10 protein-coding genes are annotated in these 18956 nt (G+C 53.1%); 4 read left to right on the top strand and 6 right to left on the bottom strand.

What is annotated here, in order from left to right; all coding sequences use genetic code 11:
* A partial coding sequence (locus FYC48_RS27280; RefSeq protein WP_149499942.1) for an IS256 family transposase occupies positions 1-1034 on the top strand: 1034 nt, incomplete at its 5' end.
* Between the two features lie 255 nt (positions 1035-1289).
* On the opposite strand, the gene FYC48_RS27275 is transcribed toward FYC48_RS27280, so the two are convergent.
* A complete protein-coding gene (locus FYC48_RS27275) occupies positions 1290-7757 on the bottom strand; it encodes an FG-GAP-like repeat-containing protein (protein ID WP_149499941.1) in 6468 nt (2155 codons plus the stop codon).
* 490 nt (positions 7758-8247) lie between these two features.
* Here FYC48_RS27275 and FYC48_RS27270 point away from each other — a divergent pair, with 490 nt between their 5' ends.
* The gene (locus tag FYC48_RS27270; protein WP_160149800.1) at positions 8248-9660 is read left to right on the top strand and encodes a glycoside hydrolase family 30 beta sandwich domain-containing protein; all 1413 of its coding nucleotides are present in this window, start codon (positions 8248-8250) and stop codon (positions 9658-9660) included.
* Between the two features lie 232 nt (positions 9661-9892).
* Positions 9893-11017 carry a dipeptidase gene (locus tag FYC48_RS27265; protein WP_149499939.1) on the top strand — a complete coding sequence of 375 codons (1125 nt, stop codon included), beginning with the start codon at positions 9893-9895 and terminating at the stop codon, positions 11015-11017.
* A 52-nt stretch (positions 11018-11069) separates the two neighbouring features.
* Here FYC48_RS27265 and FYC48_RS27260 read toward each other — a convergent pair whose 3' ends face one another.
* Entirely contained in the window at positions 11070-11666 is a 597-nt protein-coding gene (locus FYC48_RS27260) for an RNA polymerase sigma factor (RefSeq protein ID WP_149499938.1), read from the bottom strand.
* A 455-nt stretch (positions 11667-12121) separates the two neighbouring features.
* Here FYC48_RS27260 and FYC48_RS27255 point away from each other — a divergent pair, with 455 nt between their 5' ends.
* Positions 12122-12805, top strand: coding sequence for a class I SAM-dependent methyltransferase (locus FYC48_RS27255; protein ID WP_235034463.1), 684 nt, complete (start codon positions 12122-12124; stop codon positions 12803-12805).
* A gap of 17 nt (positions 12806-12822) precedes the next feature.
* On the opposite strand, the gene FYC48_RS27250 is transcribed toward FYC48_RS27255, so the two are convergent.
* The 4 genes from FYC48_RS27250 to lptB all read right to left on the bottom strand — a co-directional run bounded on the left by FYC48_RS27250 (position 12823) and on the right by lptB (position 18703).
* Positions 12823-14553 (bottom strand): CRTAC1 family protein, encoded by a 1731-nt coding sequence (locus tag FYC48_RS27250; protein ID WP_149499937.1) that lies wholly within the window; start codon positions 14551-14553, stop codon positions 12823-12825.
* A 301-nt stretch (positions 14554-14854) separates the two neighbouring features.
* Positions 14855-16378: a carboxypeptidase M32 gene (locus FYC48_RS27245; RefSeq protein WP_149499936.1), complete on the bottom strand. Its 1524-nt coding sequence runs from the start codon at positions 16376-16378 to the stop codon at positions 14855-14857.
* A gap of 66 nt (positions 16379-16444) precedes the next feature.
* Positions 16445-17359, bottom strand: a complete 915-nt coding sequence (locus tag FYC48_RS27240) for an aldo/keto reductase (RefSeq protein ID WP_149499935.1) — start codon at positions 17357-17359, stop codon at positions 16445-16447.
* A 405-nt stretch (positions 17360-17764) separates the two neighbouring features.
* Complete coding sequence (gene lptB / locus FYC48_RS27235) at positions 17765-18703, bottom strand: LPS export ABC transporter ATP-binding protein (RefSeq protein WP_149499934.1); 939 nt, start codon at positions 18701-18703, stop codon at positions 17765-17767.
* Between the last annotated feature and the right edge of the window lie 253 nt (positions 18704-18956).

The raw sequence follows: 18956 nt of genomic DNA, 5'->3' as shown, positions 1-18956 counted from the left end.
TTCCCGTTTCCCAGGGACGTGTCCGTGACAATCACCCTGATCCGGAGAAGCGAGTGACGTTCACTCCGAGCGTGCTTCCGGCTTACCTGCGAAAGACCAAAGCGATCGAAGAATTGATTCCATGGCTTTACCTCAAAGGCGTCTCCATCGGTGACTTCGTCGAAGCGTTGCAGTCGCTCTTCGGAGAGCGGGCGGCCGGTTTCAGCGCCAGCGTCGTTGTTCGGCTGAAAGAGCAATGGAGCCAAGAATATGACCAGTGGAGCAAACGCGATCTGACCGGCAAGCAATACGTTTACGTGAGGGCGGACGGAATCTACGCGAAGGTCCGATTGGAAGATGATGCCAATAAAAAGCAGTGTTTACTGGTCCTGATGGGAGCGACAGCCGACGGTCAAAAGGAACTCATCGCGGTGCTCGATGGTTACCGGGAAAGCGAACAAAGTTGGACCGAGTTGCTATTGGATCTCAAGCATCGTGGCCTGACGATCGATCCCAAAGTGGCCGTCGGCGATGGTGCCCTTGGATTCTGGGCAGCTCTTCGCAAAGTGTATCCGGCCACCGGCGAGCAACGGTGCTGGGTTCACAAGACAGCCAACGTCCTCAACAAAATGCCCAAGAGCGTTCAGCCGAAGGCCAAGGGCGACCTTCATGAGATCTGGCAAGCAGAGACCAAGGCCGATGCCGAGAAAGCGTTCGACGCGTTCTGCGAAAAATACCAAGCGAAGTACTCCCAGGCATGTGACTGCCTGAAAAAGGATCGGTCGGTGCTTCTAACGTTTTACGACTTTCCGGCCGAACACTGGAGTCATCTGAGGACAACGAATCCGATTGAATCCACATTCGCGACGATCCGCCTTCGTCATCGCAAGACAAGAGGTAACGGGTCGCGCCGAGCGAGCTTAGCGATGATGTTCAAGCTTGCTGAATCAGCATCGAAGAAATGGAGACGACTAAACAGCCACGAAAAGATCATTCACGTCATCGAAGGACGGTCCTTCAAAGACGGAATCCTGCAGGAAGAAATCGCCGCCTGAGAATTTTCTCAGAACACAACTATTGCAAATATCTCCGGTCAGCGAGTATGGAAGCTGATGTGTTTTAGCGGCTTGTCGCGTTTTATGTGGCAGTCAAAGTTCGCTAGCGGTCGAGTTGGCGGATACGCACCGATGCAGCAAAACAAAATCAGGTAAGTCCGCGAAGTTGGACAAACTCTGCGGAGTTGCACAATCGGTTTCGTGCACTCGCGTTTCAGCACCGAAGCGTCCAACTCCCCTTAAGCTTCCCCGGCATCAACGTCGTAGCGGACCGTTGCCAGATTCCGATGACACGGCAACGTTGTCCGAGAATAATTCCAGTTCCGAGAACGCGGCATCAATTGATTCTTGTCCAGCCGACTCGCGATTCGGGGAAAGAGGGGATCGGTTGTGGGGAAATTGGCTTGATTGTTGCTCGAATTCCGTTGGCCGACCTATTTCGCCACGATGAAGTACCTGCACGTCTACTTGTAGTCTCTCCTCGTCGTCACGATCCGGCTTCCAATTTAATGGCTGCCACCAATCCACGATCTGCTCCGAACCCTCTGCTTCGATCGCATCCCTAGCGATCTGATTGATGACTTGGAGAGCATCAATTGGGGTAATTCGATGATCGCCATTGACGTCGAAGAACCGAAAGAAGTTGAGATTTACTTCTCCGTTTTCGCGGATTCTGCCGTCACTTCCCCGTGAATGATCGCAGAAGTGTTCCGCCGCGATCTCATTGATGACGATCAACGCATCGATCGGTGAGACTAGCCCGCTTGCATCCACATCAGACGCATTGATGGGATTTTGATAGGAAGCGTCCGCGGTGACATGGAACGGTGTTCCGGTCTGTTCGTACTGCCAAACCAATTTATCGGCGCGAACGAGAGCGTGAGAGAATGTCCAATCGTCCTCGGGCTCGATTTCATTTTCATCGAGGGCGTAGATCGGAACGTCGGTGACATTCAGTACGATTTCGCTGGTCTCATATCCTGGCGCCGTAACCGTGATCCGCACGGTCTGTATCCCATTATTTTCCAAATCATCGACGCCAAAGACCTCGATCGTCGAAGTACGATCTCCCTCGGAAAATTGAACCAGCGAAGGAATGTCGACCTCCGACGGGGCATCAACACTGATCTGAACAATTAACGATTCGTCGGCATCGAATCTTGTGATCGCAACGTTGGTCATTCCTCCAAATTCTGAGATTTCCGCATGTTCGATCGCCAATTCAAGCTGTTCGTAATCGGTTACGAGGACATCAACATCAAGAGGCTGATAACCTTCTGCGACGATGCGAATTTGAACGAACTGATTCGAATCAACGATTTGGTCGTCAACTGCTTCGATGTGTATCGGTTCCGAATTCGCAATTCCTGTCGGTATCGTTACCGTGCGAACCACGCTGGCTTCACTCGGATCACTGCTTTCGATCGACAGCACTAACTTTGATCGAGTATCGTGACGAGTGATGATCAGCTCAGCTTCGCCGCCATTCTCGGAGAAGACCGCGGTATTGAGTGAACCGATCAGTTCTTCGTAATCCGTCACTTCCAAAATGATGTTCGCATCGATCAACCCGGTGGCGCCGGCTACAAGTGTCACCGAGACATCGCCTTCAACGAGATCATCGTCGATGGCGGTGACAACGATTGGATCGGAAGACGTTTCACCGTCGAGAATGAGAATCTGCGTTGGCAGATTCATTCTTGTCCGATCTGCGTCGATGGTGACTGCGAGTTCACCGATCGTACCAGGTCGGGTAACGACAATCGTCGTTTGTCCATCATTTTCTGAGATCGATGAATCTGCGGCCTCGATCGTCAGCGGCTCATGATCAAGGATGTCGATCAAATCCGAATCGGAAAGATACCCGTCGGAGGACGCTGTGATCGCGACTGAGACATTTCCGTCGACGAGGACATCATCGATTGCTGCAATGTTAATAACCGGAGACGTTCGATCACCATCGGGAATAATAATCGTCTGCGGTAACGATAGTTGTTGCGAATCTGAACTCGATAACGTAACGACCAGGTCGCCGCGGGAACCGGGACGCGTTACCGTTAGCGTTGTTGAACCGGCAAACTCCGAAATGCTATTCTCCGCGATCTCAAGCTCGAGCTGTTCGCTGTCGGTAATTTCCAGGAACGAGTTTCCTTCGTAGTTGACAAAACCTTGACCAGAAGAATAGCTCTCTGCGACTGCGGAAATTGTGACCAGCTGCAATCCATCAACGCGATTGTTATCGATCGCTTCGACCAGCACGGTGGCAGAACGATTGGTTCCTGCTTCGATTGTCACGCTCTCCGGCAAGCGGATTCGGCTTTCATCCGATGATGCGAGATAGACCGTCAGTTCCCCCCCCGATCCGGAACGCAGCACTTCTAGCTCTGCCATCCCTCCGGATTCAGAAATCGACGTTTCGTCGATCGACAGGGTTAGCGATTGCGGGACGTCGTCCGTGATTCCGAAGAATGCGCGATAATCGCCGCCCGCACGACCGTCTCCGGAAAACTCATCGGGATAAATTGACCAATCGGTCGATCCATTGACGTTCGAATCCAAAAACTCTCCATCCAACGCGTTCCCATCTAGGCCAGTGATCCCGCCTTCATCACCGTCGAGTTCGACAAGATAAAACCCGTCCTCCAACGGCGTCGCGGTCGTAAACGTTGCCGTCAATGTCGTGACGTCCCAATCGATCAGCCCATCTGCATCCGATAGTAGTTGATCGTTCGCGTCGAAGAACTGAGCGTCGCTGGAATGGTAAACGCGGAAACTGTCGGTCGTCAAAGTCGCAGGATCAACAGGGCGGCTAAATCGGACATCGATGTCTTTCCCACCGTCACGTGAATGGACCGCTCCTGGTTGATAGTTCAAATCAATGACCGAGACCCCATGATTGAGTGAAACTTGTTGAACCGAAAACGTCTCGCTAACAACGACTGGATATCCCGCTTCGTCGATAAACTCTAAATCTAGCTGGTATCGTCCCGGTTCAAGGTATCCTCGCGATTCCAGATAGTAGTCACCCTGGAGACCTAACTCAGGATCTCGCCGGTAGAAACCGTCAACTGGCACTTCAAAATCATCGGCAGTCCCAAACGTGCCATCGACTCCTTCGTGAACCAATATTGGACGTTGACGTTGAGCTTCGACAGCGTCGAGAGGCTCACTGAATTCAAGAAAAATGACGTGCGAGCTGTAAGATGACTCGGTAAGAGACCAGGAATCCACGGTTGCCGGCGACGTGTCCGGTGCATTGACATGAAACGAGTACTGCAATGCACCGCCCGGGATAGCATCTCCGGAGACACTCGGAAAGACGACCGCGTTGATTTCGCCATCCAAATTGTTGCCCAAGGAGTCGTAGAGTCCATCAAGTGTCACCGTGTACGTATCGAGAGGCAGCAATTCATCGGCAGTCCAAATGAGAACGTTCTTGATTGGATCAAACGCGGTAGTTCCTTGCATCAAACCTGAACTCTGACCAACAACCCGAAGCGTTTGTTGATTGATTGACTCGGCAGCGACGCCTTCGTTAAACCAGAACGCCAGTTGCTTGGTTTGATCGATGACATCGTTTTCTTGGGGGAAGGCACGTAAGAGACGTGGGCCCGCCGTATCGAACGCTCGTTCAGGAGTCACCTTCAATCGGAACTTTCCCTGGGTCCCATTCTCGCCGAAAACGTGAACTTGATATTCGCCGGAGGTACGAAAAGTATGCAGTATCGCCGGATCTGCGGATGTCAGGCCACTGTCTGGATCAACGCTGGCGCGATTTGCGACGACGACATTACCGACCGCATCGGTGATTACAATCGCCGCATCGAGTGTGTACTGATACTCTGCCGAATCGATGTCAAAAAGATAAGTATCTCCAGCGACAACGCTTAACGAATAAATCTCTACCTCAGACCCCGTATCGATCGACCCGTGAATAACGGCACGATCATTTCTTGGGTCGTTCGCCACTGGCAACATCTTCCGGATCGTGTCTGGGCCAGCTTCGGCGATCCATAATTCAACGTCTCCTGTTTCGCTATCGTCGGTTAGCAGAACGCCCGATCCGAGAGATGAATCTAGGTCAAATTGGATTGGTCGACCGAAGTCACCGGATCCGTCATTGAGATAAACTTCAAAAATCGACCGGTCGCGGACAGGCACCATCAAGTCCGCCGCGCCATCGCCATTGACATCGCCCGTTTCAATCATGGCGGCCCCGGGGGATCCAATAAAAGATCGGTCGATCGACAGCTCTCCTCCGCCGTCGCCAAGCAGGATCGTCATAGAACCTTCCTCTCGGCTGACGCTGGCCACATCCAATTTACCATCGAGATTGGCATCCAAGGCAACCAAGTCAGCAACGTCATCAGGCAAATCGTATTGCTCTGCCACTGTCAGTGTCCCGTTGGCAGATCCGATGAGGACAGTGACATGTGATCCGATGGAGTCTCCGACGATCACATCAGCGTGCCCATCGAGATTCAAATCAGCAATCTCGATGGAGTTGGCACGTGCACCACCGGTACTGACGTGAACGGCATTGGCGAAAGTTCCATCTCCCATTCCCATCAATACGGACACATCAGCACCGAAATAGTTTGCAACGACAAGGTCGAGAAACTGATCGGCATTCAAGTTGGCCGCCCGAATCGAGTTGGGTCGGTTGCCGACAGGGAAGTCATCGATCAAGATCGGCGGCCCAGTAGTGCTTCCAAGAAAAATCGAAATGCTGCCGGCCGCTTCGTAGTTGGAGTGTGCCAAGTCGTCGATCCCATCACCGTTGAAATCGGACGAGGCGATTGAGTCAACGAACCAGGCATCGGGACCAACATTAAGATGATGTGCGTTTCCTAAGACTCCCGTCGACGAACCGTAGAGAATGGTCATCGTGGAATCGCCGCTATTGGCCGTCACCAGATCAGTATGCCCATCGCCATTGAAATCACCTTGCACGATATGGTGTGGATCTCGTCCGACCGTTGTTTGAGTCTCGGTCCGCAGTTCAAACATCATTTCGTCGATTAACACGTCCAACTCGACCGGTTCGGTGCTACCTATCGGGTCTCGATATTGGCTTCCAGATTGAAGCACCCAATCGACTTGATCGAGATGATTCATCGTCGTCCCAGTTGCAACCGGTTGAGTAGAAAAGCCAAAGCCGGTTCCGGGAAAAAGGTCTTTTCCGTAGTTCTCCCATGCGACTTGTTGCAGGCTACTTCGGAAGTGATTCAGCGTTACTGCATGCCCTACTTCGTGATTGATCGTTCCGACTGGGATTCCACTCGGTATGTCCGCAATTGACGATCCTTCAACGGTGCGTAAACGAATGCTTCCATTGCCGCCATTCCCTCGGCCCGAAAAATTGCCGACACCCTGTGAAATATAGGGGCGATCGCCAGCCGGAAGCTCCGTCGTGACATCGACATCGAAACGATCGTATGTCGATTCGAATGCGCCGATGATAAATGGAATATTTTCAGGACTTGAGAACGGAGCGTCAAAACCACGCCCGCGATGTTCGGGCAATTGCTGATCAAAGTCGAAGAAGTATAAGGGGACGTCACGTTGGTGCCCAAAAACATCAATCGTCGAACCGGCAAGTTTGTACGCGCCGAGGCCGAGGTGCGAAGTCGGCTCGACAACCAAGAAGTATTTCCCCGGCGTTGACAGCATCGGTAATTCGACGTAGTTGAACCGTTGGTTTTCGCTATACGCGATCAATTGCCCATACTGGTTGAGCAAACTAATTCGGCGACCAGTATGTGAAAGGAAATCGTTCGGGTCACTGCGCAGGTCAAAGTAAAAACGTTCTAATCCATTTCCTTCAAGAAGGTAGATATCTTTATCATCGACGCTTTCCAAAATCGATACACGCTCGCTGGATTGCCGTGTGACCGACCAAGTTGAACTATGGTCACTTAGGTGATGTCCACGTTCTGGCTCGACCGTCGCATTACCGAATTTCGCAAGATTGGCAGTATACGCGAGCGTTCCAGTTTGGATGCCAGTTGATTCCAAGACAACGTGATACTGATCCGAACGTTGAGTTTGGAACGCGAACCCAAGTCCCGATTCGTCGACACGCTGTACGCTACCGCTAGAATCAAGCAGTGAGACCCGTGGGTATTGGTGGTGATAAGTGAAATCAAGAACGATCGTTTCACCGCCAGACGCAGCGATTGAAAACACGTCGCGATCGACGGCTGAGGTCAGTTCGCCAGCAATCCGCGTCGCCGAGTTGACTTCATTTCCCTGTTCAATTGAATCGTTGGGCTCTGCTTCGAGGACGCCGGCCAAGGGAGCGATCGAAACCGAAATCGCATAGCTGATAGTGGGGAGATCAAATCGATCATCCGCGTTGATTCGCAAAAAGTAGTCCGATGTTTCTGGAACGACATACGTCGTGGCGAAGACGTCGTCTGACCGGAGCACTAGCCGACCACTGCTGTCCAATAAATCGAACGCAGTAAAGTGTTCACGATCGCCGCGATCTGAATCCGCATATCTTGGGTCGATGGCTATCGAACTACCTTGCAACAATTCGACCCGAAAATAGTCGCTGTCCTGTTCGGATGAAAAGCTGCCTCGCAGAATTCCGGTTTCCGTGAACACATCCGCGTCTGAGATTTGGTCATTTGGCTCCGATTCCATCACATCTGACGCCAGAAGGCATCGACGTTCAAGGACCTCAGCCTTTAAGCGACGAAATGGACGAACACGCATGGTCGATAGCGAATTTCGGGGGGGGCGGGCGCAAGTCTTCAGCGTAGTTCACATTGCCTCAGTTAGAAAGGCGCGAGCTCGATTAACTTGCGCGGTGAGCGAGACGTCGCTATCTACTCAGCAGACGACGCATAGGCATCGACGGCTTGGGGCGAATCTGCCTGAGGGCCTCTTAAACAAGCCGAGATCGCTTCGTCGACTACCTTTCGATGTGCTTAACTTTGGCAACCTCGTCGCTGTGGCCAATCTTTACTACGAACGCGTCGGAACTTGGGGTCTGACACCGAATCTTTTGCATTTCCCAATTTCAAAGACAAAATGGATCTCTGGTGTGAGGCGGACAGCGGCGGTCAAAGTTTTGCAGATCGCACCAACGTCTTCTCCTCCAGCGTTCAATGAAAACGTGTGTTTTACAACGGAGGAAAGCGGTCAGATACAATGGCGGTTCGGTCGTAGGTTCCACCCCGCCATCACTACTCCAGTGCACACAATGAGTCGTTTCTATATCTGTAGCGTCTTGCTTTTACTTTTCGCTTTGGCTTTTCCGGCCAATGCCGTCGAAGTCAAAATTGACGGAAGTCAGCGATTTCAAACGATCGAGGGCTTTGGAACGTGTCTCGTCGCGTGGCAGGCTCCGATGAGAGAGCTGTATCGGACAGAAGAATTTCAAGACACATATGTCAATGGCATGGGATGCACCATGTTAAGGGTTAACATGTGGGGACCGACCTTACCCAATGCTCAGTCCGATTGGCGTCAGATCAGCCACACCGATTTTGATATGCAGGCAAGTCGTGGTAGACCACAGATCTTTGTCGACTTTGGAAAGGCCATCCGACAACATGAGCCCAACTCAAAGCTGATCGGAACCGTTTGGAGTCCGCCGGCGTGGATGAAAGAAAACGATTCGATCACAGACGAGCGTTCTAGCGGGATTCGGGCCAATGACTATCGTGGGATTCGGAACCGTGTGAAGAAGGAGTTCTATCCCCATTTCTGCAAGTGGATGGTCGAATACGTCAAAAAACACGATTCGGAAGGCGCGCCGCTCTACGCTGTCAGTCCGGGAAATGAAGTTCAATTCTCGCAATCATTCGAGAGCTGTGTTTGGGACGCGGATGACTATGTGATAATCTTGTCCATGCTTCGTACGGCGCTCGATCGAGAAGGATACCAAGACGTCAAAATCTTTGGTCCAGAAACGATGACCAGTCATATGTATGACGGTGGAACGGGAACCTACATCGAAGCGATCAAAAAGGACAAAGCCGCATTTGAGGCCATCGATGTATTCGCTACGCACGGCTATGAAGATGGTGTGGTGGAAGAAATGTCGGCGAATTCATCACGAGTTTTCTGGAAGCTTATCCAGGAGACAGGCAAGCCGTTCTGGATCACCGAAGGTGGGACCGGTGGTCACGATTGGCCAGTTCCCATTCAAAAGGGCGTCGCCAATGCGATTCATAACGCATTGGTCGGAGGCAATTGTTCTGCGTTCGTCCCGTGGCAGATCTGCGAACGAGAGAAATCGACACATGGTTTAATGTTGACCAGCGGATACACCGACAAGTCGCACGCGGCAAGGCACTACTTCAAATTCATTCGTCCCGGTGCAGTACGGATAGCGGCCAGTCCCGCGTTTGGACCAATTCAAGTAGCTTCATTTCTGCATGAAAGCGATCAGCAACTTGTCGTGGTTGCGATCAATTCTGCGAATGAAGAACAGACACTGGAGGTCACGATGAAAAATGTTCCAAAGGGAAAACGCTTTGAACTGATTCGTACGTCCGATGATTTCAAGTTTCAAAACGACGGAAACGCCAAAATCGAATTAGGCTCCTCAACAATAACGATGCCGCCGATGAGCATTTTGACCGCGGTGATGAACCAGACCACTAACTAGGGTTTTTCCTCGATAACGTTTCGAAGATCGCATGATTAATTTGCCAACTGGAGATCAACGAGATGTTACTCATGCGACACCGTTTTTTTGGTTGAGGTGGAACTCATCCAGTCGAGTGCTTCGATCTGGTAAGCTTTCGGAATGCTTCGGATATTCATCACGACGGATCCTTGGTCTGAAGCAAAGGGACCTGAAGCAACGAACTGAGTCGAAAAAGAGAGGACCAGTGTCGATGTGTTGCCGGATTTTCATTTCTGTCGTCAATCTTTTGGTGTTTGCCCAATGGTTGCCGGCCGATCCCCCGCTGGTACGCCCCAAAGTACTGCTAACTGAGCAAGGACGCGAGATTCATTTTTCCGGTTTGCTATTCGACGGACACAATGATCTCGCTTGGGAACTTCGCGAAAATGGGAATTCATCCTTCGATCAAGTTGATGTGTCGAAGTTGCAACCGCAGCAACATACCGATATTCCGCGACTGCGCAAGGGAGGTCTGAAGGCGCAATTTTGGTCGGTCTATGTGCCTGCGGATACCACGGAAACGGAAGACGCATTTCTGCAAACACTTCACCAAATCGAGATTATCGATCAATTGGTCGAGCGTTATCCCGACGTGTTCGAAATGGCATCGACGGCAGACGATGTGATGCGGATCGCCGAGTCTGGAAAGATCGCGTCGATGATGGGAATCGAAGGCGGTCATTCGATTGAAGGGTCACTTGGCAATTTGAAACGACTCTACGATCGTGGTTGTCGTTACATGACGTTGACGCATTCAAGAACTTTGCCATGGGCGGACTCTGCGACAGACGAATCAAGACATGGAGGACTGACAGAATTTGGTATCGAAGTCGTACGAGAAATGAATCGTCTCGGTATGCTGGTCGATCTGTCTCATGTTTCTCCTGAAGTCATGCGGCAGGCGATGGAAATCTCGACCGCGCCTGTCATCTTTTCGCACTCATCGGCTGCCGCGATCACCGATCACCCGAGAAATGTGCCTGATGAAATACTGAAAGAACTTTCGAAGAACGGCGGCGTTGTCATGGTCAACTTCTTTTCAAAATACGTCGCGCCGACAGAAACCTTAGCGGCGAATGAGAATGCCAACGGAACAATCCACGATGTCGTCGATCATATTGAGCATGTGATCATGGTCGCGGGGATTGACCACGTCGGGATTGGTTCAGACTTTGACGGAGTCCCGCGATTGCCGCTACAACTGGAAAGTGTAGCTAGCTATCCATTGATCACGCAGGAGTTGCTGAACCGAGGATACGGCAAAGAACAGATCCATAAAATTCTCGGCGGTAACATTCTGCGTGCGCTACGCGCGGCTGAATCGGTCGCGGAATAATTGCCTGATGCGGATTTACTTGCCGGTGACCGTCAGATCGCGTCCGAACCGTCTAGCTGGTGGGTTCGGCGACGTATTGCTGCAGCTCTTCGACGACCTCTCGCATCCGATCGCGGGCTCGAGAGAGTCGACTGCGGACGGTGTTGATCGGAATGCCAAGCACTGACGCAATTTCTTCATAGGCTAAGTCATCCATTTCTCGCAAAATCAGAATCGCGCGATGGTCGTCGTTCAACCGATCAAGCGCCGCATGCACCAATTGCTTCTGCTCTTCGCGAATGATCATCGACTCCGCCGACTCGTAACGCGAGTCCTCGAAGTCGTAGAGGTACTGCTGATCTCTGCCATGAATCGAAATGGCGCGGCGATTTTTCTGCCGATTGGTAATCGCAGTGTTGAGTGCGATTCGGTAAAGCCACGTCGAAAACTTGCTATTGCGTTTGAACGATTCGATGCGCGTAAACGCTCGTACGAACGCCTCTTGGAGCGCCTCTTCGGCGTCGACAGGTGAATCGAGAAACCGGCATAAAGAGGCAAAAAGTTTGTCGCGATTGCACTGAATCAGACGAGTGAAGGCGAGCGAATTTCCATCGCACGCACGCTCGACAAGAGAAGGATCATCACACCCAAGTTGTTCTACATCGTTCATCTTTCCGCCGGGGGCTATGGGCCGGTTGATTTTCTGGTTGGGCTTTTCCCTACGTCGCCTTCTGCTCCGCAAAAATTGCGTTGACAGACGCCTCTTTCCTGGAGTGAAAGGCGACAACCGAGAATCAACTAGCCGCTAACTAACGTGGTCGTCGTATTGCATTCGCCGAATTAAACGCCGTTGATCACTCGGCGACCACTGGCCGATCAACCGGAACCTAGGCTGACCAACGCTCTATACATTACATACATCACCGCGTGGTGGTGCAATCGTCATGCCAAGAGGGCAGACGCCACGCAGCGAAACATCGTCGCATGACAAGTTTGGTAGAGATTTGGCCAAAAGCGAAAAATGGAGCAGGAACTTGGAGTGGGCACGCCGCGTGCTGTTCGATGCGGCGTCGCCGCCAGCGTTTGGGGCGAACGAGACTGTGAAGCCTGCTGAATCTAACCACCATGACATCTACCGTCGAAGCGATCACCCCACCAAGAGCCCGCCGTTGGACTCGTCGATTCCGCGTGACACAGCCTTCTTTCGCCCAGCGCACTTGGTGTGTGTTGCGTGCATGGCTGCAAAACCCACGCGAGGTCGCCACCGTTATTCCAAGTTCAGCTCAACTGATGGACTGCTTAGCAAACCGTCAATGCATTCGCGAAGCGCAGACGGTGATCGAACTTGGACCAGGGGCCGGTGGAACCTCGGCCAATTTGCTCCAGCAAATGCCAGCGAAATCCCGGTTACTGGCGATCGAAAAAACCGAGGTTTTCGCCGATGCATTGTCGGAAATCCCCGATTCACGATTCGCCTACGAAATCGGTGACGCACTGAATCTAAAAGCGATCGCTCATCGACATGGTATCCATCGTTGCGATGTGGTTGTTTCAGGGATCCCCTTCAGCAACCTCCCCGCTGACGTCGCCCGACAGATCACGCAACAAATATATGAGTTGTTGGATAACACGGGCGTGTTTCTCGCGTACCAGGTGCGTGACGACGTTGCCAAGGTTGCTCATCCGCTTTTCGGAACACCTCGAAAGCAACACGTCGCACGGAATCTCCCCCCGCTGCGCGTCTATAGCTGGACGAAGGTCGAAAGCGGTCGAGGAAAAGGGTGGCAACGTCGTATCGATTCAGCATGACTAAAAGGGTGACTCGTTTATTCTTGGCGGACCTCAACTTGATCGTCGACGCCGGTGATCGAAACGACTTGGGATGCGCCATCTGGCCAGCGAACAGTGACCTGATCGACTTTCGAGATTTCACCCAGTCCAAAAGTCAGCTCGATTTCCGATTGACTTAGATAGCCTCGGGCTGAATGAACTATACGAGTTTGTTTTTGGCCACCGGCGATCACGGTGACTTGAGCACCAACGGCGTCATTTGAGGGGCGCTTTCCAATCAACCGCAACCGAAGGTAGTGATGCCCACTTGATTGATCGTTCCGAAAGAATTTTGCGGTCTCGCCGCGAGCGAGAACGACCAGGTCTTGATCGCCATCGTTATCGAAGTCACCGAAACTCGCACCGCGCGCATTGATGGGGCGTTCAAAGGATTCCCCAAGGTTTTCAAGTCGTATAAGTTCCGCTTCGGCATCTCTACCGGCGTTCCAAAACACTTGTGGCACAGCAGGCTCGCTCGATGATCCATACCCGCCGTGGGTCGTTAGTACGTCGAGCCGGCCGTCCAAATCGACATCGAAAAAGAATGCCCCGATTGCCGATTGCGAGTTGGCGGCGGAGCCGAATCCATTGTACCCCGCGGCATCGACAAAGGCCGACCGGCGTGGCGGTGCAATGAAAAACGAATTTGGTTTGTCGGTCGAATTGGCGATCACAATCGCGATTGTCTCGTCTTCGCGAAAAACGCTCGAATCTAGTCCCAACGATCCCACGACGGATTCGTCGGTCGTCAATCCCGTTTGGCGAGCCACGTCAACGAATGTCCCATCGCGCTGATTCTCCCAAAGCACGTTCGGTCCGAACAACTGAGTGACGCAAAAGTCCTGAAAACCATCGCGATTAAAATCCAGGGCATTAACAGCGATCGTTCGTACGAATGCGGCTTCATCGCTCGGAAAGACTATTCCAGCCTCGAGCGTCGAATCGTCGAAGCGCCCATCGCCTTCATTGCGATACAGTGAGACTGCACGGCCCGATTCATATCCACCTTCATGACAGACGATTAGGTCTAAAGAGCCATCGTTATCGTAGTCAACGAAGCATGCGCCTGTGCTAGAGGTCTGTTCCGCACCTCCACAGCCCGCCGACTCGGTGACATCGGTGAATGCCCCGTCATCGTTTCGAAGCAATCGATTCTTGCCATCGGAGGTTAGATAGAGATCGCGATCGCCGTCCCCGTCATAATCTCCTATTGCGACTCCGGTGACACCGATTCGTGACTTCAACCCGACGGGTTCAGTCACATCGGTGAATTGGAAATCACCGTTGCCACGAAACAATCGACATTCACTTCCAACCAACAAGACGTCTTGGTTTCCGTCGTTGTCGTAGTCAAACACTCCAACGCCGCCACGCAAATCGTTCGGCGATGGTTGCCGGTTTGGCAACGCAATCGGGTCCCCTTGTTCCGCTTCGATCGATTCTGAAGAGTGATTGAACGTGACTCCGGTTTGGGAAGTCACATCAACAAAGGTGACATCAGGCAAGCTTGATGTGTCCGCTACGGTTGTCCCGGCATCCGGCTCTGCCAGGGGTTGGTCGGCTGCATCTTGGTAGGCGCGATCTGCGTCTTGCTCTTTAGTGAGGTTCAAGAAAACAAGGATCCCGATGACCGGGATCATTCCAAAAACGAAAACCATCAAGGCACCACGCAGTTTCTTCGCGGCGGCGGATTCTTGTGGCGGACCATCGAGTGGGCGATCGGGCATCGTCGCGGTGTGATCTGGGTTGAAAAGTAAATAAGTAGGTCAATCACCGGATGACAGCGAGTATTTGGATTCAACTGCGAAATTGGCGTGACTGCACTGTGTCGGGAGCTAGCGCCGTTAGTTTCTGTTCGACCGTGGCTAACGCCAAGCGGCTGATGCTGTGGTTGACGCCGGGCGGCTAGTCGTGCCGCCAAACTGAAATACTGCGGAGGCTTTGTCGGGTCACCGATTCACCAAGCAGAGCACATTCGTTTTCGGCCCGGATTTCAGTCGTTCCCCGCAAGTTCTCTTTGCTGACCGATCAGTGTAGACCGTAAAGCGGAGTCAATTTTTTGCTCAGGTAGTTCAACAGCGGTTCGGACGACAATGGTTTGCCGGTCGCCTTTTCGACTAGGCGATCGCCAGAGTAGCATCGTCCGTGTTGGTGAATGTTCTCACGAAGCCAATCGAGAATAGGTCCGAACTCGCCTTTTTCGATCAACCCTTCGACATCACCGATGGACTGGCCGATGGCGTCGAACAATTGGGCGGCGGCCAAGTTTCCGAGCGTATAGGTTGGAAAATAACCGATCAAACCGGCGCTCCAGTGGACGTCTTGAAGCACTCCGTCCGCCGCCGAAGGTGGTTCGATGCCCAAGCTTTCGGAGTACTGTGCGTTCCATGCCTCCGGAAGATCGGCCACCTTCAATTCGCCAGACATCAAGCCTTGTTCCAGTTCAAACCGGATCAAGATGTGCAAGTTGTACGTCGCTTCATCCGCCTCGACACGAATTAAACTTGGGCGAACTTGGTTGACAGCGAAGTAAACCTGTTCGACGTCGGCATCATCGAGCGCCCCCGCAAACGTTTGTTTCAGCAGCGGCATTGCCCAGCGAACGAACGCGCGGCTGCGACCGACTTGGTTCTCCCAAAGTCGCGATTGCGATTCATGGATCCCCAACGAAACAAAGCTACCCGGTGGAAGGCCAAACCAATCGCCGCGCAATCCTTGCTCATAAAGCCCATGCCCAGCCTCGTGAAGCGTTCCATACAAACCACTGGGCAACCAATTGGTTTCATAGCGGGTGAGGATTCGGCAATCGTCCGGCCCCAACGTTGTACAGAACGGATGACTGGTTTCGTCGAGTCGGCCGCTACTGAAATCGAATCCGACCGCTTCGGCAACGGCCTGGCTAAGTTGACGTTGGGCATCGACCGGGAATGATTGTCGCAGCAAACTGACATCGGGTTGCCGCGGAGCATCGGCGACCCGTGAAATCAACTCGCTGAGCCGACCTTTCAGATCCGCGAACACCGGCCCGAGGTGACTGATTCGTGCATCTGGTTCGTACTCGTCGAGCAGTGCTTCGTAGGGCGTCTTATCGCTGCCTTCGGCCATCCGCTCTCCGGCCTCACGTTTTAAGTCAACGATTTCGGTTAAGGTGTCTTTGAACAAAGCAAACGAGTCTTCACGCCGAGCCCGATCCCAAACCTGTTGTCCCCGAACGGTCATCGCGCTTAATCGCGAGACCAACTCCAGCGGCAACTTACGCTCCCGCTGAAAGTCACGGTGAAGTTCACGAACCGTCGTCACGTGGTCATCGGCTGGGTCCAAGCCACCTAGCTGCTCGGCGAGCCGCTGAAGGTTTTCGCCGTATTCGTTGGCGGTGCGCAGCGTGTGAACCGTCGATCGCAAGGCACTGACCTGTTCGGCTCGGTACTCGCCGGCTGCCGGGGGCATACCGGTGCGTTCGTCCCACTCCAACGCGTCGGCGGCGGATTGAAACAATGCCGCTTTTCGTGCGACTTGGCAAACGGATTGAAACAGATTGTCGTCGATGGTCATTGATAGGCTCGAATCAAAGCGTGTGTTGCGTCGTTGAAAATCGTCTGTTGTGGATTTAGCTGCCGTTTACCAAGGAAAGTGCTGTTTGACTTCCTCGTCTATCTCGCTGAGTACGTCACTGGATAGTTCGGTCGCGTCGACCGTTTCAGCAATTTGATCGGGGCGACGGGCGCCGACCAAGGCCCCGGCGACACCGGGCTGCGAGATGGCCCAGCCGATCGAAAGTTGAGCGATGGTTTTGCCGGTCTGTTCGCCGATTTGGCCAAGACGATCGACGATGTCGTGTGCTTTCCGACGTTGCTCACCTTGAAAGATCGGATAGTTTGGTCGGCTGTCCCCCTTGGCAAACTGATGATCACGAGTGATTTTCCCAGCCAGCAAGCCTTTCATTAGTGTCCAAAAAACATAGCTTCCAATGCCGCGTGCGGCAGTCGGGGCGATCGTCGTTTGCAACGAATCGCGTTGAATCAAATTCAGTGGGCACTGAATCGCCGCGCAGCCTGCGATATCGGCGAATTGCCGAATCTGTTCGGTTGTCGCATTACAGATACCGACCGACCTGCAGAGTCCGCGTTCTTTCAGTTTCAACATCGCTCCGGCAGAGACTTCGAGCGCGACATTGGGATCGGGTTGGTGCAGATAAAGCAAATCGATCTGTTCCAGCTTGAGACGCCGCAAATGTTCTTCCGCGTCGGCGGTCAGTTGACTCGCTGAACCATCGACGGCGCGATCACGGTCGACCGTATAACGCTGACCGACCTTACCCATCACAAAAAACCGATCGGGATCACCGCTGACAAATTCGCTCAGCAGACGATCGCTCTCGCCGTCATACCCATAGCTGTACGCGGTATCGAACATCGTCACCCCACCATCGATCGCGGTTCGAATGGTTTCACGCGCATCGGAGTCGGTCACACCAACGGTGGTAACACCTGCGATGGGCCAAAGCCCTAAAACGATCTTGGATGAAGGATTCATCGGAACAAAGCTTGATGGGTAAGAGTGCGGCGTTGGTCTCGGTCGCGATGGTTCACCGAATCGTATCCGCTAGGTGCGTTCAGAGACAGCCGCTGCTCGCGTCGTTGAGTGACGGCAGCCGACGCCAATCGTTTGTTGCTTGAATTTTGAGATCCCACACATTGGCCCCCGTCGATGCCCAACGGGGGTCAACCGCCGGCTTTTCATTTTACCGACGGTGATTGTGCAGGAACCGTGGCTAACGCTGATCGGCTAATCCCAAACCGTGGCTAACGCCAATCGGCTAATCCTAAACCGTGGCTAACGCCGATCGGCTAATCCTAATTTGACAAGTCGACGGAACCCGACCACGTTCGACTCACGAAAGTTGCCGGACAGGCACGGTCCCATACTGGCGCCGATCGCTTAAACGTCAGAAATGTTGTTGGGACGGCGCAACCCGCGATTGCGTCCGGTTGCACGATCGAAGTGTGGACGGGGAACGGCGCCGCCTTCGTCTGCGTATTCGCTTCGGATGGTCGATTCGAAAGTCCCCGGACCGCGCTCGGCTGCGTGTACTGCGAGGCCTGCACCGTTGGGACGACCGGAACGCTTGGTCGCGCCATCGAGGTCGCCAAGGTATTCCTCGCGGACCTGTGGGTGCTGCTTGACCTCTTCGGGGGTGCCGTCGATTAGAACTCGGCCTTGAGAGATGACATAACAGCGATCAACCGTTCCAAGAATTTCCCGGGCGGCGTGGTCGGTGATTAGAACACTGATACCAGAATCGCGGAGCTGCATGATCACGCCCTGGACGGACTGGACGGTGACGGGGTCGATGCCGGCAAAGGGTTCGTCGAGCATCACGATATTGGGTTCCGACACCAAGCAACGTGCGATCTCCAGTCGACGCCGCTCGCCACCGCTCAGCCCCGCGGCACGGCTCTTGCGAATATGCGTGATGTTGAACTCTTCCAACAATTCATCGGTGCGAATGCGCCGCTGTTTGCGATCCATTCCCAACAGTTCCAGCAAAGCTGAGATATTCTGTTCGACGGTCAGTTTCTTGAACACGCTCGGATCTTGAGGCAGATACCCCATATGACCGTCACGCGCTCGACGAAACATCGGCCAATCGGTCACGTCGCGACCGTCCAAGTAGACTCGACCACGATCGGGCTGAACCATGCCGCAGATCATCCGAAAACTGGTTGATTTCCCAGCCCCGTTGGGCCCGAGTAGACCGACGATTTCCGCCTTGCCGACGCGCAGGTTTACGCCATCGACGACGCGGCGTCGACCATACGTTTTTTGCAAGTCGATCGCTTCCAAGACCGGAGTCATTGCTTGATCAGACGGTTCCATGACGGTGAATTCCTTTTCACGAATAAAACGAGTGTTTCGCCTAGATCAGATCTTCGAGTTTGACGCATCAGCCGACGGTCGTTCGCACCGGTTATCGTTTGAAAACCATGGCTAACGCCATACGGCTGTGATTTTAAACCGTGGCTAACGCCATACGGCTGATAGGTGGAAACGTGGCTAACGCCGTGCGGCTGATTGATGAAACTGTGGCTAACGCCGTGCGGTTCATTTGTAGAACCGCGGCTAATCCTAT

This window comes from Roseiconus lacunae (assembly GCF_008312935.1).
GTDB lineage: Bacteria > Planctomycetota > Planctomycetia > Pirellulales > Pirellulaceae > Stieleria > Stieleria lacunae.
Note: the sequence above shows the minus strand (reverse complement) of the source record. Positions and strands in the feature narration are given on the sequence as shown.